Consider the following 17,378-nt stretch of genomic DNA (forward strand, 5'->3'; position numbering starts at 1 on the left):
CTCATGCCCGTTGAACGAACACTGCCGTCGAGTCGGGGCAGAAGTGCTTGCCCCAGCCACACTCTGGCCGGTTATCCCTGTTGAGATGGAGACGCTTGCAGCACCTTGGCTTCCTGGACAGACCTCGACCAGTTCATCCTCACCCACCACCGCGAAGTAGCAGAGCGGGTCATCAGCAACAGCAGGCGGCAGGACGAACATCTGTAGCGCCATAACCAGGGCTATGCCGCAACTAGTCAGCAAGGCTGCTTGATGTTGTGGAGTCTGAACACTCGCCATCTAGCGTCCTTTCCTTGCTCCATAATCGCCGTCTCCAGAAACGTCCCGGAGCGCGGCAGTTGCTCGCCAGTGTCGATGTAGAACAGCTTCAAACCAGACACATCGACGCAGTACTCAAGCCTCGCCTGCAGTACCGCATCAGTCCCAGACTCGGGTGCGAACAAGGTCAGATCACGGAACACGAAGCCGCCCTCGGACCGCACGCGGTCGCGGCGCATCAGCTCGACTTGCATGATGATCAGGTTGGCTGCATCTCCGGTTGACACGTACTGCGTTTCCGAGAAATCGGTGTAGCCGAACGGATCCGCGGAGAACTTCTTGAAAACACCCTGGTAGTCCTGCCAGCCCGCGATGATGGCTGCCGACTCCGGATCCCCCGTCGGGAGATCAGCCGGATACGACTCCACCGCCGTCGGTGACGGTGACGGCGTGGGTGAAGGGGACGGGCTGGGCGAAGGCGAGGGCGGCGACGGGCTGGGGGACGAGGTCGCTGGCGTCGGGCTGGGTGACGGGGAGGGCGCCTGCCCAGGTGAACAGGCCGCAAGCAACACCAGACACGAGACCACCGCCACCGCGCGCATGCCCACCCCCTTCGCCAGGATGGGGTGATCCTGCCAACCCAGAGGCTCAAAGAAAAGACTCCCCAGGCAAACTGTGGACAAAGGACTACCCCGGCGCACACAGCGTGGGCTGCAGTTGGGACCGCCACGCTGAGGGGGTGCGCCCGAACCGTCGACAGGCGAGCAAGACCGGTAGCGAGGGGCCACCGCGTCGACGCGTCGTCAGGTTCACCCGAGCGGTACGCCTCTGTCCAGGCAACCGAGGGGCCTGTCTCTCCCCGGCCCCCACGCAATCAGTCGGTTGGGCTGGTCAGCCACACGGCTTCTCGCCACCGCTATCCGTAAAGTGCACAAATCTGGCTCCAGCGAGCATTCTGCTGGCTCAGGCCGCGGCTGTGGCGATATGCACATAGCGGCGGCTCAGCGGAGATTCGTGCACGCCTTCGACAAGCTCAGGGACCGCCCCTTCGAGACGCTCGCTGGAGCTCGCTCCCCAGGGACCGCCCCTTCGAGACACTCGCTGGAGCTCGCTCCTCAGGGACCGCTCCGAGACGCCACGTACGTTCGTCAGGCCTGCCGCGCACTCGTCGAAGTTCCCGAGCACAAATCTGGCTTCAGCGTGCATTCGGCTGGCTCAAGCCGCCGCTGTGACGATATGCACACAGCGGCGGCTCCATGGAGATTCGTGCACGGGCGCGGAGCAGCCGCGCGACGTTCCCCAGGCAACGCAAAGGGCGGGGCCCCGTCTCCGGAGCCCCGCCCTGCGCCTAGCGCTGCGACTACTTGGCCGAGAGCCTGATCATCGCCCAGCTGACGGGCGGCAGGTCCGCCGTCAGCACACCGTCGACCAGCTTGACGTCGAGCGGCCGCGGCTCGACCGAGGTGGAGTCCTCGATCGTCGCGTGCCACTTGACATCCGGGTTCGACAGTTCGACGGCCTCGATGACAGAGACCTCGCCGAAGGCGTGCAGTGCGACCTCGATCGACGTCGTGCTGTCCATCGAGCGGTTGACGGCGAACACCGCCACCTCTCCGGCCTCCACGTCGTGTGTGGCGACGGCGTCGACGACACCGACCTCGCCGTACTTGGCCGTCTCGTAGGTCGACGTGCGCAGCGGAACCCGCAGCACCTCACCCTGCGCGTAGCGCGAGGTCAGGGCGAAGGGGTGGAAGATCGTCTGCTTCCAGGCCGGGCCGTTCGGCTCGGTCATGATCGGGGCGATCACGTTGACGAGCTGGGCCAGGGAGGCCGAGTGCACGCGGTCGGTGTGACGCAGCAGCGAGATCAGCAGGTTGCCGACCACGACCGCGTCCGCGACGTTGTACAGGTCCTCGAGGAGACGCGGGGCCACCGGCCAGTCGTCGCCCTCGGGAACCTTCGACTCGACGCGCTGCTGGTACCAGACGTTCCACTCGTCGAACGAGATGTTGATGCGCTTCTCGTGACGGTCAGCCGTGCGCACCGCGTCAGCGGTGGCGACGACGCCGTCGATGAAGTCATCCATGTTGACGGCGGACGCCAGGAACGAGCCGAGGTCGCCCTCATCCTCGTAGTAGTAGACGTGTGCCGAGATGAAGTCGACGACGTCGTACGTCTCCTTGAGGACGATGCGCTCCCACTCGCCGAAGGTCGGCATGTTGGTGTTCGAGGAGCCGCAGGCGACCAGTTCGAGGTTGGAGTCGACCATGCGCATGGCGCGGCCGACCTCGGCGGCCAGGCGGCCGTACTCCTCAGCGGTCTTGTGGCCGACCTGCCAGGGGCCGTCCATCTCGTTGCCGAGGCACCACATCTTGATGCGGTACGGATCCTTCACGCCGTTGGCGACGCGCTGGTCGGCCAGGGCGGTGCCGGGCACCACGTTGCAGTACTCGAGGACGTCGAGCGCCTCGGCGATGCCCCGGTTACCCAGGTTGATCGCCATCATCGGCTCGACGTCGGCCTTGTCGGCCCACTTCATGAACTCGTCGAGGCCGAAGGCGTTCGGCTCGGTCGAGTGCCAGGCCAGGTCGAGACGACGGGGACGGTCCTCGACGGGGCCGACGCCATCCTCCCAGCGGTAGTTGGACACGAAGTTGCCGCCGGGGTAGCGGATGGTGCTGACGCCGAGCTCGCGCACAAGCTCGAGAACGTCGCCCCGGAAGCCGTCCTCGTCAGCGGTGGGGTGACCCGGCTCGTAGATGCCCGTGTAGACGCAGCGACCGAGGTGCTCGACGAACGAGCCGAAGGTGCGGCGGCGGACGGGGCCGACTACGAAGTCGGGATCGACGGTGATGCGGGTTGTCGTCATGTCACTCTCTTGTGCTCGGCGAGGCGTGGCCATCGCGCTTACAACGTTGTGATCAGTGAGGCTAGGCCCCGTTTACATCGTTGTCAATCGCCCAGCGGTACTGGGGTCGACGGGGGTGCATGGAGTGCTGCAGCGCCGGGGTCAGGGGGTAGCCACAGCTCGCACTGGACTGTTGTCAGTCGCTGACCGTGCTCGCGAAGCGCTGGGTAACAATCACGTAACGCTGCACGTCCATGCGATTGACATCGATGGAAATCTCGGGGCAAGATGGCGTCACCGGTGGGAACCGGGCAATCGTTCATCGGAGCAGGGTGGTCGGTAACCGCAATTTCCATCGATGTATTTTGGTCGCGAGAGTGACCCGCCCGCCGAGGTTCGGGGGGTGCCGATCAAGGAGGATCAGATGAATCGGAAGAAGATGGCAGTGATGCTGGGTGCGTCAGTCTTGGCGCTGGCTGTCTCGGCTTGTGGGGGCGGCGGAACCGGGCCGGACGGTGGCGCTTCGGGCAAGACCCAGATGCTCGCTTGGCATGGGTACACCGAAGCCGATGGAAAGGTGCTCGACAAGATCGTCGCAGAGTTCAACTCGTCTCAGGATGCCTGCGAGGTCAACGCCGAGGCGATCGCCTGGGGATCCATCACGGAGAAGTTGGTTACGAGTCTCGGCGCCGGAAATGGTCCGAACCTGGTGGTTCAGGGTCCAGACACCGGCCTCGGGTACGTCAACCAGGGAGCTTTCCAGGACGTGCAGTCCTACTACGACGATCCGGAGACCTACACGAGTGTTCCAGCGCTCCACTCGAATCTGGCTGATGCTGTGACCTGGGATGGCAAGACGTACGCAATCCCGATGGGCACCGCGGCGTACGCCGTCTACTACAACAAGACCATGTGGGCCGAGGCCGGTCTGACGGACGCCGACATCCCCAAGACCATTGACGAAATGCTGGATGTCGCGAAGAAGCTCACCAAGGGTGAGAAGTATGGGATTGCTGCGCCCGACAAGGACGCAATCTTCCTTGCCACGATCCTTCACTCAGGTGGTGGAGACTTCATCACTGATGGGAAGGTCAACCTCAACTCGCCGGAGAACATCGCGACCCTGGAGAAGTGGCAGAGTGCGTTCGTTGACGACAAGGTCAGCCCGACGGGCATGGACCAGACCGCAGCCATGGAGCTGTACGGATCCGGGCGAGCTGGGATGATCATGAACGGCCCTTGGCAGATTACATCGTCTGAGAGCTTCGGGATCGACACCGGCGTTTTCGGATGGCCCTCGGATTGGGTTGCAGGTGTGCTCAACTACTGGTGGTCAACGAGCATGAATGACAGCGATGCTGAGAAGGCGTGCGCCAATTCATTCGGCGACTTCTGGAACAGCCGTGACATGCAGATCCTCTGGCAGGACTCTTTCTACCCGCCGAACCGGAGTGACATCCCTGCGGAAGAGTTCAAGGACCCGCGGATCGCGACGCTGGCGGAGTACTCGCAGTTCGCGCATTACTACATGTCTGGCGTGGAGTCCAACTTCAACGACATCAGCAGCACGACCAACGCGCTTATGGAGCAGGTCTCCCAGGGCGGGGATGTGGCGGAACTCGTCGCCGCGGCGCAGACCAAGGTCGAGGGATACATCGGCTGATGCAGCTCGGCTGCATTAGGTGAACCCATGACTGCCCAACACATCACTGGGGCACCAGGACGAAACGGAGAGGAGGTGGTCGAGATGCCCGTGGCGACCACGTTGTCCAAGGGAAGCCGGCGCATGCGCCGTCGGCAGGATCTACTCGGCTACCTCTTCTCCGCCCCCGCGCTCATCATTCTGGCTGTCTTCGTTTTCTACCCAGCGCTCTACGCGCTCGTCATTTCGTTCACGGACTCTTCCGGCCTCAACCAGCCGAAGTTCGTCGGGTGGGAAAACTATGTACGTGCGTTTACGGAAGAGGACTCGCTGAGAGCGCTGCTCAATACGTTCGTCTACGCTGTCTCGTACGCACCACTCGTCATCCTCGTGGCGCTCGCGCTGGCCCTCCTGCTCAATCGAAACGATCTATGGCTCCGCAGCCTGATGCGCACTGTCATTTTCGTGCCCTTCATTATCTCGATGGCAGTCGCCGCGCTCGGATGGAGCTTCCTCATCGATGCTCGAACAGGACTGCTGCCGTATTGGCTTTCGTTGATCGGGATTGACCTTCCGGATATCCTCGCTAGCCCGACCTGGGCCATGCCTGCAGTGGTTTTTGTGGCGGTCTGGAAGAACTTTGGGTACTTCATGGTTATTTTCCTTGCAGGACTCCAGAACATCCCCCGAGAACTGTATGAGGCTGCGGAGATCGATGGCGCCAACGCCTGGCGCCGACTCTGGGCGGTTACGCTGCCTGGTCTGCGGCCGACCATGACCTACGTGGTCATTCTGGCGGCGAATGGCGCATTCCAGGCCTTCGACCAGATATACGTCATGACCGGTGGTGGTCCGCTGCGGTCCACCGAAACGGTGGTCTACCGTGTGTACATTGAGGGGTTTGCCAACTTCCGGCAGGGGTATGCGGCGGCACTGTCATTCATCCTCATGGCCGTGACCATGGTCATCGGGGTCATTCAGCTCAGTATCAGCCGTCGCCAAGAAAGGGATCTGGCATGACCGCCACGACTCGACCCCAAGAGGGTCAGGGCAGGGCGAGCGTCAACGCGCGGCAGCGCACCGGGACGATCATCGCCATGATCATTCTGCTGGGGGCTGCAGCGCTAGCTGCGTTCCCGTTGATTGTCGTCCTCGTTACGGCATTCACTCCTCAGTCTGAGACGCTCTCGTGGCCTCCAAAACTAATTCCGGACACGTGGACCTTTGCGAACTTCCCTGAGGTTTTTGAGAGGATTCCTGTCTGGGATCAGTTGAGAAACACCATCATCATGGCGGTCGGCGTGACGGTTCTGTCGCTGTTCTTCGACTCGCTTGCGGCTTACGCCCTAGCCTGCATTCAGTTTCGCGGGCGGGGGTTCCTGCTGGCGGTCCTCATCGCGACGATGATGATTCCCTTCCAGTCGCTTCTGATTCCCCTCTATCGGATGCTCTCGGAGTTTGGGTGGATCGGTACATTGGTAGGATTGATTGTGCCGCGGGCATCGGATGTCGCTGGAATCTTCCTGCTGCGGCAGTTCTTCTTGCTCATTCCGAAGGACCTGCACAGCGCCGCAAGAATTGACGGCGCGTCCGAGTTTCGCATCTACTGGTCGATCATTCTTCCGAATGCAACAGGTGGCCTGCTGACCCTGGGGTTGTTCAACTTCATTGGCAACTGGAATGACATGCTCTGGCCGATGGTTGTCACGAACTCTGCCAGCGACCGAACGCTTACAGCTGGGCTCGCGCTTTTGAATGGAAGCGCCCAGGGCGTCGTTCCATATGGAGTGACAATGGCTGGATCGCTGATATCGGTGTTGCCGCTCATCGTGATCTTCGCCATTGTGCAGAAGCGCTTCATCGAGGGTGTCGCCACGACGGGCATGAAGGGCTGAGCTCGCCCGACTTATCCGTTCCGACGGCTCGGTTGCAGGCCGTCGTAACGCAATCCCCATCAACAACTCGAAGAGGAGTAGGTAATGCATGTAAACCCGATTGGAGCGACGGTTGTCCACCGAGGCTCGGTGGGGGAGTCCGGGTCGATGTACACCCGGTTGCTGTCTGGGCGGGCCGGAGGCCCGCTCGAAGGTGTGATGCTTCTTACCTGGGAACGTAGGTTGGGAGTCGCGGACTCAGCCGGCCCCACGTTCCCGATCTACCGGAGTGAAGACGGCGGTGAGACTTGGGAGGAGATCGCGGCGGTACCAGACCTGGCGCGCCATGCCGGCAACCGATATCAGCCGACGCTCTACGAGCTCCCCTGTGATGTTGCGCACCTGAAGCGTGGTGACGTATTGCTGGCTGGGAACGCTATCCCTCGAGACGGGGCGTTTACCTGCCTCGTTCTCTACTCGTCGGCGGATGGCGGGTACACCTGGAATCTTGAGTCTGTGATCGACGAGGGTGGGCCGTCTGTCTATGACAACTCATCTGACTCCGTGACAACAGCGATCTGGGAGCCTGATCTGGACGTGGTGGATGGGAAGCTGCTCTGCTATTTCGCCGACGAGCGGACGAAACCGGATCGAATGTTGCAGTCGATCCGGCGGAGAACCTCAACGGACCTCCGAACGTGGTCTGACCTCGAACTGGTCAGTGGAGTAGCGAACAGCTACCACCGCCCCGGCATGTTTGTTGGTACGGGTGCGTTGCCCGATGGATCCCGCCGTGCGGTCATCGAGGTCGTTGGGCCACACGACGTGCCTGTGTACCTGCTGGAGTCGCAGCCCGGCGAGGACTGGGGCGATCCGGGCGACCTTGGCCGACAACTGGTGGCTGATGATGGGGTGAGCCTGTCTGGGACTCCGACCATCGGCTGGCATGCGCTCCCGGATGGGCGAGTAGTCCTCGTGGCCCTAGGCCGTCACTCGATGCGAGACGGGAGGGAGGGGAACCGGGGATTGGTCTCTCTGGACCTTGGGGACAGTTGGTCTTCATTTGAGCTGCCCACACCAGCGGACCGAAGGATTCACGGTGATGCCTCCGGATATAGCCAGACGATCCGCTGGAATCAGGACGGACACCTTGTGCAGGCTACCTCGGTCCGCAACGCGATCGGGTCCCATGACGTGGTGGTTACGCGTGCCCTGATGGTCCTGGACGTGGAGGTGGGAGCATGAGCGCGCGTTGGAGCAAGGCGGAAGCTTGGCGATGGTACGAGGAACGTCCGTGGATCACGGGGTGCAACTTCATTCCCAGTGGCGCTCCGCATGGGGCTTTGTGGCTCCTTCAGGAGCACGGCCATGAGAGTGCCTACCGGGACGCCGCTCGAGAGATCGCATTCGCATCGTGGATCGGGCTGAACAGTATTCGATTTTACCTGCCCTTCGAGGTCTGGAAGTACCAGCGGGAAGCCTTCTTCGCTCATCTGGACGAACTTCTGGCGTTGCTGGGGCGGTATGGGATGACTATGGTCCCTGTCTTGTTCAACGACTGCACCGTTCCAAAGGGACGGTGGCGGGAGGCCCGACTGGGCGCGCAACCGGCGCCTGTGCCAGGGTTCTTCGGCGGCGCTTCAGGTGGAGCGTTCGACGACGATGTGCAGGGGGGCGAGAACATCGGCTACCTCCCGTTTGACGAGCCTGGGTCAGCTGTGGTCATGCGTGAGTTCGTCGACTCACTTGCGTCGCGATACGGCCAGGATGAGCGCATCCTGATGTGGAACGTGTGGAACGAGATCGGAAACTCGAATCGGGGAGCACTTTCGCTCGAAATGATGCGCTCGGCATTCTCGTGGCTCCGAGAGGCAGGCGTCGCCCAGCCGCTCACGGCGGAAGTCTGGGGTGGTGGTGCAGGCGCTCCCCTTGATTGGGTGCATAACCCGACGGCGCTTCCCGAGGTGGAGCACCGTGCCATGGAGCTTTCGGACATCGTGACGTTCCACTATTACGGGGACTATCTTCATGCGAAACAGTTGGTCGGCTACCTGCGGCGGTTTGAACGGCCCCTGGTGAATACGGAGTGGATGCACAGGCCGTACGGAAGTCTCATCGAGACGCACCTTCCCTTGTGGAAGCGTGAAGGCATCGGTAGCTACTTCTTCGGGTTGGTGAATGGCCAACCGCAGTTCCATAATGTGTGGGAGTTTATCAAGGGGCTCCCGAATATTGATACAACATTGTGGATGCATGATGTCGTGCACTCCGATTTCACGCCGTACGATCCTGATGAGATCGAGGTCCTACGCTCCTGCAACCTCGGGTTGGGTGCGCGATGAAGGCATGGATGGAGGCTGGAGAGGCCGCCCCCACCCTGGTGACCACGGATGTCTCATCGTTGGGAGAGCGGGTCGACCCGCGGCTCTTCTCGCAGTTCTTCGAACACATGGCCGGGGCCACTGCCGGAGGAATCAGCGCCGAACTGCTTGCCAACGCGACCTTTGCTGCTAGCAGCGGGCTGACGCCCGACCAGGTTGATGTGTTGATCCGCAACGAGTCGGCCCTGCAGGCGTGGCATGCAGGTGACCCGGGCCCGTTGCGTGAGCGGTGGAGCGGGGCGCCGCTTCACGGAGGCTTCCCCACGGGCCTGGTCGAGCGTGTCGAGCCGGGGCTGCCGCTTGGATGGGCGGCCCTCGGCTCGCGGCCAGGATCCGCCCGAAGCTGTCCTGGACGGATCGGTGACGGCGTCAGGATCCAGGGCGAGACGCAGCTCGCTGTCGTCAACGACGAGGTGGCGCTGCTCGATGCCGTTCCTGGGCTGAAGCAGGGCATCCGCATCCCCACACATCGCTGCCGGTTCGTCGTTGTCAAGGTGGTGTCACGGCCGGTGAGCGGTGACGGACGTCTGGAGTTCATTCTCCGTCGGCGCACTGCTCGGCATGAGTCGGTGTGCGGATCGGTGGGGTCTGTACTGGCCAATGCAGAGGTGGCCGTGACCGCCAGCGCATGGCAGGCCTCCGAGGTGCTGCTTGAACTGCCCGACGACGCGGTTGTCGAGGCCAGCGAGGTCGTCGACCTCTGCCTCCGCTGGTTCCCCGGAGAAGGAGGCGCCGACCTCATCGTCGACCGTGTGTCGGCCATGCCAGGGGATCACATCGAAGGGTTCGACCCCGAGGTGATTGAGCTTGCTCGGCAGGCGCGAATCCCGGAGATCCGATGGCCGGGAGGCAACTTTGCCTCCTATTACCACTGGAGGGACGGCGTCGGGCCTCAGGAACTGCGCCCTACCCGTCCGAATTACTCATGGGGCGGGTTGGAACAGAACGACATCGGCACCCACGAGTTCCTTCGGCTCTGTGAACTCATCGGTGCCGAACCCCACATCACCGTCAACTCCGGTACCGGGAGCTCCGCTGAGGCCGCCGACTGGGTTGAGTACTGCAACGGCGGCCCCGAGACGCGGATGGGTGCGCTCAGGGCCAGGAACGGTAGACCAGAGCCGTATCGGGTTCACGTCTGGGAGGTGGGTAACGAGAACTTCGGTACGTGGCAGGGCGGATATGTCGGCTCGGAGGAAAACGCCCGCCGCTTCGCCGAGTTCGCTCCCGTCATGCGGCAGGCCAGCCCCGAGGAGATCGAGATTCACGCGTGCGGAAGCTGGTTCGATCTGGTTCCGCCGAGCGCGGCCCTGGACGGCAGCGTCGCGGATGGCAGGTGGCACGACGAACTCATCCGCCAGGCGCCCGACGAGATCGATGTCGTCTCCCTCCACGCCCTCCCAGTCAACGATCAGCATTTCGATGGGCTCTCGGAGGCCGATGTTCACGGCGCGCTCATGGCCAACGTCGTCACCGCGGAGAGGCAACAGATTCCCGCGTTGCTCGCCAAGCTCGACGGCGGACGGCGTCAGGCCGAGTTACCTCCGATCCGGCTGAGCATCACCGAATGGGGTCCCGTCGGCGCCCGGCGTGACCGGGTCCGCTGTGAGAATGCCGGGGGCGGCCTGTGGGGGATTGACTTTCTAGCGATGCTGACGCGCTTCGGTGAACGTGTCGCGATGGCGTCGCCGAACGGCTTCCTCCACGGCGGATCCATCAAGAAGGGCGGTGGCGTCGTCTACACCGACTCGGTCTTCGAGGTGACCAAGGCGATGGCCTCGCTCGCCGGTTCCCGGCCGGTGCGCCTGGGTGTGTCCGGGCCGACCTACGACGTCGTGAACCCACCCGACCTCGGGCTCGTCGAGCATGGCGTGCCGACGGTCGGAGTCAGCGCCTTCGTCCGCGGGGAGGAGCTGACCTACGTGCTGGTGAGCCGCAGGCTCCACGGGTCGGACGACGTCTCTGTGGCTGTGCCTGACGGCTGGCGTGGAGCCGTTGCCGAAGCGTTGTTCTGGCGCGTTGACGACATCGGGCTCACAGCCAGCCCCGCCGACCCCGTTCCGGTCACCTGGGAGCCGGGCGCAGTGAACGCCAGTCCGGTGGGCTTCAGCCTCCAGGTGCCAGCACGGAGCGCTTGGTGGGTCACGGTGAAGGCGATCCGATAGGGCCGTGATCCCGGGTTTGCAGCCGATGATCTGACCCGGTCCACCCACGTGTGGACGACTCGGGGGCACGCGGTGGCGCGTCGTAGGATGAGCCCGTGAGCCAGTTCGGGGACCAGGTCAGACTTCCGCTGCGGCACGTGGGGAAGGTGCGTGAGCTCTACGACATCGTCGTCGATGGGCAGCCCCGCATCCTCATGGTCGCCACCGACAACATCTCCGCCTTCGACCACGTGCTCAGCACCACCATCCCCGACAAGGGGGCCGTGCTGACGCAGCTGAGCCTCTGGTGGTTCGACGCCCTGCGCGACGTCGTCGACAACCACGTTGTCTCCACCGACGTGCCTGACGCCGTCGCCGGCAGGGCCACGATCGTCGAGGCGCTCGACATGGTCGAGGTCGAGTGCGTCGCCCGCGGCTACCTCACCGGCTCGGGCTGGGCCGAGTATCAGGTCTCGGGCACCGTGTGTGGCGTCCCGCTGCCTGCCGGTCTGCGCGACGGCGACCGGCTCCCGGAGCCGATCTTCACCCCTGCCATCAAGGCGCCCGTGGGGGAGCACGACGAGAACGTCGACTACGCCACCATCGCCGCCCTCCACGGCGACGACCTCGCCGCCCGCCTGCGTGACCTGACCCTGACCATCTACGCCAACGCCGCGGCGATCGCCGCCGAGAGGGGCATCATCCTGGCCGACACCAAGTTCGAGTTCGGACGGCGCCCCGACGGCGAACTCGTCCTCGCCGACGAGGTGCTGACCCCCGACTCCTCGCGGTTCTGGGACGCCGAGGCGTGGGCGCCGGGGGAGTCGCTGCCCAGCTTCGACAAGCAGTACGTCCGCGACTGGCTCGCCGGCGAATCCGGCTGGGACAAGGCCTCCGATACGCGGCCCCCCGCGCTGCCCGACGACGTCGTCGCCGTCACCCGGGAGCGCTACCTGGAGGCCTACCGCAGGATCACCGGGACGGAGTTCCAGCTCCGCTGACTGCGGAGCGTCGAGCGCCGGTCTCCGGCGCGCCGCTGGAGCGGCGGACCACGAGCGCCCGGCGGGGGAGAATGGTGGTGCTTCACCCGGCAGGAAGGGAGGAGGCCTATGGTCAAGGCATGGCCATCAAGCTCGTCGCACTGCTCGACGGAACCCTGGTAGATCCCGCCCAGCCGATCGTGCGGGCCGACGACCAGGGGGTGGTGCGCGGCGACGGCGTCTTCGACGCGCTGCTCGCCGTCGACGGCGTCGTGCGCGACCTGGACCCCCATCTCGACCGACTCGCCCGCTCGGCCACCCTGCTCGACCTCCCGACCCCCGACGACGCCGGTTACCGGCGCGCCGTCGACGCGATCGTCGCAGCCTGGGACTGGGCGGCGGACCCCGAGGTGGTGCTCCGCCTCATCCAGACCCGGGGCCCCGAGGGCGCCGAGCATCCCAACGGCTGGGTCATGGCGGCGCCTCTCGACGCCGCGTCCCGCCGCCAAAGGGTCGACGGCGTCCGCGTCCTGCTGCTCGACCGTGGCTTCGAGGGCTCCGAGATCGCGCCGCTGCCGTGGCTCCTGCCCGGCGCCAAGTCGCTGTCCTACGGCATCAACATGGCCGCGAAGCGCTACGCAGTGGCCAACGGCGCCGACGACGTCATCTTCTACGCCCGAGCGGCAAGCTGCTCGAGGGGCCGACGTCCAGCGTCGTGCTCGACCTCGACGGCGAGCTCGTCACCCCGCCGCTCGACGGCATCCTCCGCTCCATCACCATCGAGGAACTGCTGGCCAAGGCGCCCGACGCGGGCCTCACCGTCCGGGTCGCGGAACTCCAGCGCGACGATCTCGCCCGCTGCCGCGGCGCCTGGCTCCTGTCCAGCGGACGGATCCTGGCCCGCGTGACGCACGCCGACGGGACGCCGCTGCCCGCCTCGCCGCTCGACGCCGACCTGATGCGGCTGCTCGAGGTTCCAGTCGGGTGATGCTGGTCCCGCCCGACGTCACCTTCGACGCCGTCCCGCCGCAGGGGCGTGACCTGCTCGACGCGGTCGCCGTGCGCGCAAGGGCGCTGCTCGGCGGACACCTCGAGACGGACCGCGCTGGGGAGGTCGTGCGGCTGCGCATCACCGAGGTCGAGGCCTACGGAGGCGGCTTCGACCCCGCCTCGCACGCCTACCGCGGCCCTTCGGCCCGCAACGCGTCGATGTTCGGCCCGGGAGGGCACTGCTATGTGTACCGGCACCTCGGGATCCACACCTGCCTCAACGCCGTCGTCGCCGTCGACGGCACCCCCACCGGGGTGCTCATCCGGGCCGGCCGCATCGTCGACGGTGTGGAGACGGCGCGCGCCAGGCGGGCGGCCGTCGGGGTCACCCGGAGCGACGACGACCTGGCCGCCGGCCCCGCCCGGCTCACCGTCGCCCTCGGGGTGACGCTGACCGACGACGGGCTGCCGCTCGACGGCACCGCCGGGCTGCTGCTGATGCCGCGGACGGGACCGGAGCCCGCCATCGCCGTCGGCCCGAGGATCGGGGTGGGGAAGGCGCGTGACTTCCCCCTGCGCTTCTGGGTCGCCAGCGACCCGACGGTCTCGCGGCCCCGCTAGGGCGGATCCGGCATCCGACCCCGGGCGGACGCACGGCGTCGTACTGTCGCCCCAACCGCATCCTCGGGGAGGGCGTCATGGTCACCAGGGAAGACACGCACACGCTGACCTACTCCTGGCTCCGCTGGCTGTTGGCCCTGCTGCCGGGCGTGCTGTTCGTCGTCACCGTCGGCACCGCCGTCGCGCAGGGTGAGCTCGAGGGGTCCATCAGCGCCTACTACTGGGGCCCCGTACGGGACGTGTTCGTCGGCGTGCTGATCGCCGTCGCCGCGCTGCTGGTCGCCTACCAGGGGGCCACGACGATGGAGGACTACAACCTCAACGGCGCAGGCTTCTACGCCGTCTTCGTCGCGCTCGTCCCGACCGGGCTGGCGGAGAACCTCGAGAACCTGCGTGCAGGGGCGGACGCGTCGGAGGAGGGGATCAGCCCCGACCTGTTCGTGTGGTCGCTGCGGATATCGCTAACCGTGGTGGTCCTGCTCGCGGTCGTCCTCGTGGGGCACGAACTGCGCAGCACGGAGCGGATCCGTCGACTGCTGACGGGCGACCGTTTCACGCGCGCATTCGTGCTGGTGACGTTCGCGACGCTGCTGGCCTTCCTGGGGCTCGTGATGGCGCAGCTGTGGGGGCCCCGGGCGGCCGAGGTGCGGATGCGGGGACTCGCCGAGGTCCCTGTCCTGCGGGACATCCCCTTCCTCAACAGCCTCAGCATCCACGACCTGGCCGCCATCCTCCTGCTGTGCGCGCTGATCGCGGCCGTCTGGTCGCACGCCTGGCCGAGGACCGCGGCGGGGGAGGGGGAACAGCTACGGGCGGTCGACGTGTCCAGGCTGCCTGCCTACCGGGCGATCTTCTTCGCGATGCTGGCGGGGCCCGTCGTCGCGTGGGTCGCGTCGACCGTGTTCGCGCCCGGCCACGTCGTCATCTTCCTCGAGTGGTGGGTGATCGCGCTGTTCTGCACCTTCTGGGTGGTGGAGACCCTCCGCCAGGAGGCTGCGGAGCGGAGGCTGCTGGAGCGCGAGCGGGGCGGCTCAGTAGCGAAGTAACTGGGAGGAGGCGTCTCAGCGGGCGGTGCGCAGCGAGGCGACCGCCGTCGTCAGGCCGTCGGATCCCGTCGGGTCGGCGTCCACGATGCCTCCCCAGAAGACGCTGAGGTCCGCGTCGCCGGTGTCGACGGCGATCGCCTCGAAGGTGGCGCCGCCGCCGGGCGCCCTGGTCGACGTCGCATGAACCCTGACCTGCCACGCGTCCTGGCCACCGACGGTGGTGGCCCTGCTCTCGAGCACGGTGTGGGAGTCGTAGCCGGAGAAGGACCCGCCGGTCACGTGACAGTCGACGACGTGGTGGGCGGCCGAGGCGATGTCGCCGAAGCCGTCGAGATCGCCGACCTCACCGACCGCGAGGAAGCTGATCCAGGAACCACCGTCGGGTGAGGCCCGGACCGCGCCCGCCTGGTCGGTCAGCACCCGCGACACGGTGTAGGCGCTCGGCTCCCACCCCGTCGGGATGTCGAAGGCCAGCCCGCCTCCCGTCGCGACCACCCGGTCGCGCCCGGCGGCCGCCGCGGTGGTGGGGGTCACGGCGGGGCAGTCCACGAGCGGTGATGGGCTCGGCAGGGCGGCGGGGGTGGAGCGGATCGGGCCGTCGTCCTGGACGGGGAGAGGGGAGAAGGGTGGTGTCGCGTCGGTCAGGCCGCTGAGCGGGGGGAGCCGGACGAGACCCCAGGCCGTCAGCGCGATCACGACCAGGCCGATCACGACGATCACAGGAACGAGGGACAGGTTGGGCTTCGTCGGGTCCGGAGCTCCCGGCGCGCGCGTGGTGGAGACGCCCCAGCGGGCCCCGTCCCAGTGTCGGTAGTGCCCCGGGCGCCCCTCAGGGTCGGGATACCAGCCGGGTTTCGCCATGGGCGTGAAGTCTAGGTGCCGCCTGGGCCACGGGCTGCCCACCGGAGTGCGGGAGAGTCGGGTGCGGGCCGTGTCCTCGGCTACGATGCGGAACATGCCACGCGTCGTCGTCAACGTCATGCCCAAGCCCGAGATCCTCGACCCCCAGGGGAAGGCCGTCACGGGTGCGCTCAAGCGGCTCGGCTTCCAGGGGCTCTCGGTCCGCCAGGGCAAGCGCTTCGAGATCGAGGTCGAGGGCGAAGTCACGCCCGAGGTGCTGGCGCAGATCGCTGAGGCTGCCGAGAAGCTGCTCGCCAACACCGTCATCGAGTCGTTCGACGTGGTAGCCGACTGATGTCGCGCATCGGAGTCGTCACCTTCCCGGGTTCGCTCGACGACCAGGACGCGCTACGCGCCGTCCGGCTGGCGGGCGCGGAGGCCGTCCCGTTGTGGCACGGCTCCGACTCCATCGACGGGGTGGACGCCATCATCCTGCCCGGCGGCTTCTCCTACGGTGACTACCTGCGCTGCGGCGCCATCGCCCGGTTCAGCCCGATCATGTCGACGGTGATCGACGCGGCCAACGCGGGCATGCCGGTCCTCGGCATCTGCAACGGTTTTCAGCTGCTCTGTGAGGCCCACCTGCTCGAGGGTGCGATGATCCGTAACGCCGGTCAGCAGTTCATCTGCCGCGATGAGCGGCTGCGGGTCGAGACGATCGACACCACCTGGACCTGTGATTTCTCCAAGGGGCAGGAGATCACCATCGCGCTGAAGAACGGCGAGGGAAACTATCAGGCGTCCCCTGAGACGCTGCGGAAGCTGGAAGACAACGACCAGGTGGTGTTCCGCTACCTCGACAATCCCAACGGTTCGGCCAACGACATCGCGGGGATCACGAACGATCGGGGCAATGTCGTCGGCCTGATGCCGCACCCCGAGCACAACGTCGAGGAGCTGACCGGCGCCTCGCTCGACGGCGCCGGGTTCTTCAGCTCGGTGCTCAGTTTTCTCGCGCGCTGACGCTGGCGCAGCCGTCGAATCCGGGCCCTCGCTCAGACTGAACTCAACATTCACGTTCTCTGTTGCTTACCCACGGTAAGGGCCGATATGGTGCCCTCCAGGAGTACTGTCAGCCGACGCTTCTATGTTTGTCAAGTGTTGAGGAGATTGAAGACTCGGCGGGCGATGGCTCGTTTCAGGCAGCGTTGGATGTGTCGGGTCGGGAGGCCTTCGGCGCGTCGGCGTTCGATGTAGGCCCGGGTTTCTGGGTGACCTCGCCAGCGGGTCAGCATGATCGTGTGGATCGCTTTGTTGAGGCGTCGGTCTCCGCCTCTGTTCAGCCGGTGACGGGTCGTGTTCCCCGATGATGCTGGCAGGGGCGGCAAGCACGTCACGGACATCCACGGCAACGCCGTCGCCCCGGTCGTGACGGACGCTAACGGCAAGTACCTGTTCGAGAACCTGCCGGTCCTCGCAGCGGGTCAGTCCTACACCGTCCGCATCGACCTGGCGAAGTCGCAGACGGCGCTCAAGGGCCTCGTCCCGACCCAGGCACGCCAGGGTGACCGGATCGGCGACTCGGACGACTGGTCGGCGAGCAGCCAGGGCCTGACGCTGAACGGCGAGCAGGACCTCACGCTGGACTTCGGGTTCATCGTGCGGCCGGCCGACCCCAAGCCGGGCATGCCCAACACGGGCTTCTGACCCGTCCCTGACAGCTGCCCCGGAGGTGTTCCTCCGGGGCAGCTGCC

The 17,378-nt window shown here is 65.6% G+C and carries 16 protein-coding genes and 2 pseudogenes; 13 read left to right on the forward strand and 5 right to left on the reverse strand.

Annotated elements, in window-relative coordinates; all coding sequences use genetic code 11:
* Positions 1-236 precede the first annotated feature (236 nt).
* The 3 genes from H9L22_RS00495 to arfA form a co-directional block, all read right to left on the reverse strand.
* Positions 237-686, reverse strand: coding sequence for a hypothetical protein (locus H9L22_RS00495; RefSeq protein ID WP_187721171.1), 450 nt, complete (start codon positions 684-686; stop codon positions 237-239).
* On the reverse strand, positions 667-837 hold the full coding sequence (locus tag H9L22_RS00500) for a hypothetical protein (RefSeq protein WP_187721172.1): 171 nt from the start codon (positions 835-837) through the stop codon (positions 667-669). The genes H9L22_RS00495 and H9L22_RS00500 overlap by 20 nt, the downstream gene beginning before the upstream one ends.
* Before the next feature lie 781 nt (positions 838-1,618).
* Complete coding sequence (arfA, locus tag H9L22_RS00505) at positions 1,619-3,127, reverse strand: arabinosylfuranosidase ArfA (RefSeq protein ID WP_187721173.1); 1,509 nt, start codon at positions 3,125-3,127, stop codon at positions 1,619-1,621.
* 382 nt (positions 3,128-3,509) lie between these two features.
* On the opposite strand from arfA, the gene H9L22_RS00510 reads away from it, so the two are divergent.
* The 10 genes and pseudogenes from H9L22_RS00510 to H9L22_RS00555 all read left to right on the forward strand — a co-directional run bounded on the left by H9L22_RS00510 (position 3,510) and on the right by H9L22_RS00555 (position 14,784).
* Positions 3,510-4,769 carry a sugar ABC transporter substrate-binding protein gene (locus tag H9L22_RS00510; protein WP_187721174.1) on the forward strand — a complete coding sequence of 420 codons (1,260 nt, stop codon included), beginning with the start codon at positions 3,510-3,512 and terminating at the stop codon, positions 4,767-4,769.
* Between the two features lie 84 nt (positions 4,770-4,853).
* The gene (locus H9L22_RS00515; protein WP_187722498.1) at positions 4,854-5,768 is read left to right on the forward strand and encodes a carbohydrate ABC transporter permease; all 915 of its coding nucleotides are present in this window, start codon (positions 4,854-4,856) and stop codon (positions 5,766-5,768) included.
* Positions 5,765-6,643, forward strand: coding sequence for a carbohydrate ABC transporter permease (locus H9L22_RS00520; RefSeq protein ID WP_187721175.1), 879 nt, complete (start codon positions 5,765-5,767; stop codon positions 6,641-6,643). The genes H9L22_RS00515 and H9L22_RS00520 overlap by 4 nt, the downstream gene beginning before the upstream one ends.
* A gap of 84 nt (positions 6,644-6,727) precedes the next feature.
* The gene (locus H9L22_RS00525; RefSeq protein WP_187721176.1) at positions 6,728-7,867 is read left to right on the forward strand and encodes a sialidase family protein; all 1,140 of its coding nucleotides are present in this window, start codon (positions 6,728-6,730) and stop codon (positions 7,865-7,867) included.
* On the forward strand, positions 7,864-8,964 hold the full coding sequence (locus H9L22_RS00530) for a hypothetical protein (protein WP_187721177.1): 1,101 nt from the start codon (positions 7,864-7,866) through the stop codon (positions 8,962-8,964). Before H9L22_RS00525 ends, H9L22_RS00530 begins: the two co-directional genes overlap by 4 nt.
* Before the next feature lie 8 nt (positions 8,965-8,972).
* A complete protein-coding gene (locus H9L22_RS00535) occupies positions 8,973-11,168 on the forward strand; it encodes a hypothetical protein (RefSeq protein ID WP_187721178.1) in 2,196 nt (731 codons plus the stop codon).
* A gap of 95 nt (positions 11,169-11,263) precedes the next feature.
* Positions 11,264-12,127 (forward strand): annotated as a pseudogene (locus tag H9L22_RS00540) (phosphoribosylaminoimidazolesuccinocarboxamide synthase); the annotation flags it as partial.
* Positions 12,128-12,267: 140 nt separating this feature from the next.
* Positions 12,268-13,115 (forward strand): annotated as a pseudogene (locus H9L22_RS00545) (aminotransferase class IV).
* Complete coding sequence (locus H9L22_RS00550) at positions 13,115-13,738, forward strand: DNA-3-methyladenine glycosylase (RefSeq protein ID WP_187721180.1); 624 nt, start codon at positions 13,115-13,117, stop codon at positions 13,736-13,738. Before H9L22_RS00545 ends, H9L22_RS00550 begins: the two are co-directional and overlap by 1 nt.
* Before the next feature lie 77 nt (positions 13,739-13,815).
* A complete protein-coding gene (locus H9L22_RS00555; RefSeq protein WP_187721181.1) occupies positions 13,816-14,784 on the forward strand; it encodes a hypothetical protein in 969 nt (322 codons plus the stop codon).
* A 15-nt stretch (positions 14,785-14,799) separates the two neighbouring features.
* Here the strand turns inward: H9L22_RS00555 and H9L22_RS00560 are convergent, their stop codons facing one another.
* Entirely contained in the window at positions 14,800-15,741 is a 942-nt protein-coding gene (locus H9L22_RS00560) for a DUF2510 domain-containing protein (protein ID WP_187721182.1), read from the reverse strand.
* Here H9L22_RS00560 and purS point away from each other — a divergent pair.
* Together purS and purQ are read left to right on the forward strand one after the other, a co-directional pair.
* Complete coding sequence (gene purS, locus H9L22_RS00565; RefSeq protein ID WP_187721183.1) at positions 15,740-15,979, forward strand: phosphoribosylformylglycinamidine synthase subunit PurS; 240 nt, start codon at positions 15,740-15,742, stop codon at positions 15,977-15,979. The two genes, H9L22_RS00560 and purS, sit on opposite strands and share 2 nt — an antisense overlap.
* On the forward strand, positions 15,979-16,647 hold the full coding sequence (gene purQ, locus H9L22_RS00570; RefSeq protein ID WP_187721184.1) for a phosphoribosylformylglycinamidine synthase subunit PurQ: 669 nt from the start codon (positions 15,979-15,981) through the stop codon (positions 16,645-16,647). Before purS ends, purQ begins: the two co-directional genes overlap by 1 nt.
* A gap of 131 nt (positions 16,648-16,778) precedes the next feature.
* On the opposite strand, the gene H9L22_RS20135 is transcribed toward purQ, so the two are convergent.
* On the reverse strand, positions 16,779-17,027 hold the full coding sequence (locus H9L22_RS20135) for a transposase (RefSeq protein WP_226966014.1): 249 nt from the start codon (positions 17,025-17,027) through the stop codon (positions 16,779-16,781).
* On the opposite strand from H9L22_RS20135, the gene H9L22_RS00580 reads away from it, so the two are divergent.
* Positions 16,981-17,331: an SdrD B-like domain-containing protein gene (locus H9L22_RS00580; protein WP_187722782.1), complete on the forward strand. Its 351-nt coding sequence runs from the start codon at positions 16,981-16,983 to the stop codon at positions 17,329-17,331. The genes H9L22_RS20135 and H9L22_RS00580 overlap by 47 nt on opposite strands.
* Positions 17,332-17,378 lie beyond the last annotated feature (47 nt).

It is taken from the genome of Tessaracoccus defluvii (assembly GCF_014489575.1).
Lineage (GTDB): Bacteria > Actinomycetota > Actinomycetes > Propionibacteriales > Propionibacteriaceae > Arachnia > Arachnia defluvii.